This is a genomic window from Clostridium sp. CAG:43, assembly GCF_000434655.1.
Classification (GTDB): Bacteria; Bacillota; Clostridia; order Lachnospirales; family Lachnospiraceae; genus Otoolea; species Otoolea fessa.
In genome coordinates this window covers 1-1,451 of the sequence record NZ_FR895101.1, presented here as the reverse complement: position 1 = coordinate 1,451, position 1,451 = coordinate 1, and the positions used below count along the sequence as shown (strand labels likewise).

Here is a 1,451-nt window from a genome sequence, read left to right as displayed (position 1 = left end):
AACCGCCGATCGGGCAGTATCTGGTTATTTCCTGGGCGGGTCTGCGCGGTGCGGCGTCAATCGTATTTGCGATCATGGCGACGCTTAGTGAGGGATATATGAAATATGATATATTCCACATTGTGTTCTGCGTTGTTTTATTTTCCATCATTTTTCAGGGTTCGCTGCTTCCGAAGGTGGCAGAAAAATGTGACATGATCGACAACTCGACCGATGTCATGCGGACGTTCTCGGACTATACGGGCGATATGCAGATTCAGTTCGTGCAGCTTCCGATCGGGGACAATCATCCGTGGAAAAGCCGTAAAATCTGTGAGATCGAGATGCTTCCGGGTATGTTAATCACAGTGATCCGGCGCGGCGCGCAGACGATTGTGCCCAAAGGGCAGACTGTCATTCAGGAAGGGGATACCGTCGTCTTGGGTGCAGAGGGCTTTACGGACAGCCAGGGAATCCTTTTAAAAGAGATTCTGATGACACCAGATCACCGCTGGTGTGGTAAGAAGATCGCGGAGGCGCGCTTCTATAAGAATACGATCATTGTGATGATAAAGCGGGGCAGCCAGATCATCATTCCAGACGGCGGTACGCAGATACTGGAAGGCGACCGGGTGGTTGTATACTCGCAGAAACTGCCGCAGGTGGAAGGGCGTGTGAAACACGAAAGCGGACCGGTCGTATCGGCTGCTGTTCACAAGTAAGGCACTTTCGGTTCCAAAAGTGCCTATCCGTGAACCGTAACGCGGATTCATTGCAGGAACATGGAAATTTCAGGCAATACTTGCAGTTTGTTGAATTTTAAACTATACTAAAACAACAACGGTTTGCCGGAGGAAAAGAGTATGCAGCAGGGAAATACGAAGGAACGGATTGTAGAGGCTTATATCGAGCTGGAGTCGGAGAGACCGCTCGAGAAGATCACGGTCACGGCGCTGGTTGAGCGGAGCCGGATCACAAGAAAAACGTTTTATTATTACTTTAAAGATATATATGATTTGATGGAATACCGGATGGAACGCGAGATGAAGCGCGTCATGGAAGAGACGATGAGCCAGCCGGATCCGGAGAAGGCGCTGGCACAGCTTTATATGTATATCATGGAAAATCAGAAGCATATCCGGGCATTGTCTGAGTCAGCACAGTTCATGGCGCTGCGCCGTCAGATGGGAGAAAAGGTGTACCAGTATTTTTATAACCATCTGGAGCGGATTGGTATGTTCAAGAAGCTGACGATGCCGGAGGCGGCGATGGCGGTGCAGATCATCATTTTCTCAGTCATGGGAGTTGCGTTTGACGCGCCGTTTAAGGATGAGGCGGATGTGAAGGAGCGTGTCGCCACGTTCATGAGCGTGATCCGCAAATGCATCGGGTGCGACCCTATGCAGGTCCGTTAGGAAAGCAGGTTTCCGGCAGTTTTGAGAATTATTGTAACTGTTCAGTAGGTCTGCGCA

General features: G+C 50.1%; 2 protein-coding genes. Both read left to right on the top strand.

The window, feature by feature from the left end; translation table 11 throughout:
- Positions 1 to 701 (top strand): TrkA C-terminal domain-containing protein (locus QVO97_RS09025; protein WP_288189501.1); only part of this gene is annotated, 701 nt, incomplete at its 5' end.
- A 141-nt stretch (positions 702 to 842) separates the two neighbouring features.
- Complete coding sequence (locus tag QVO97_RS09020; protein ID WP_022360006.1) at positions 843 to 1,394, top strand: TetR/AcrR family transcriptional regulator; 552 nt, start codon at positions 843 to 845, stop codon at positions 1,392 to 1,394.
- Positions 1,395 to 1,451: the final 57 nt, after the last annotated feature.

What these genes read in the sequence shown, in the direction of transcription:
- QVO97_RS09020 (WP_022360006.1), top strand. Translation starts at nt 843, where the DNA reads ATGCAGCAGGGAAATACGAAGGAACGGATTGTAGAGGCTTATATCGAG.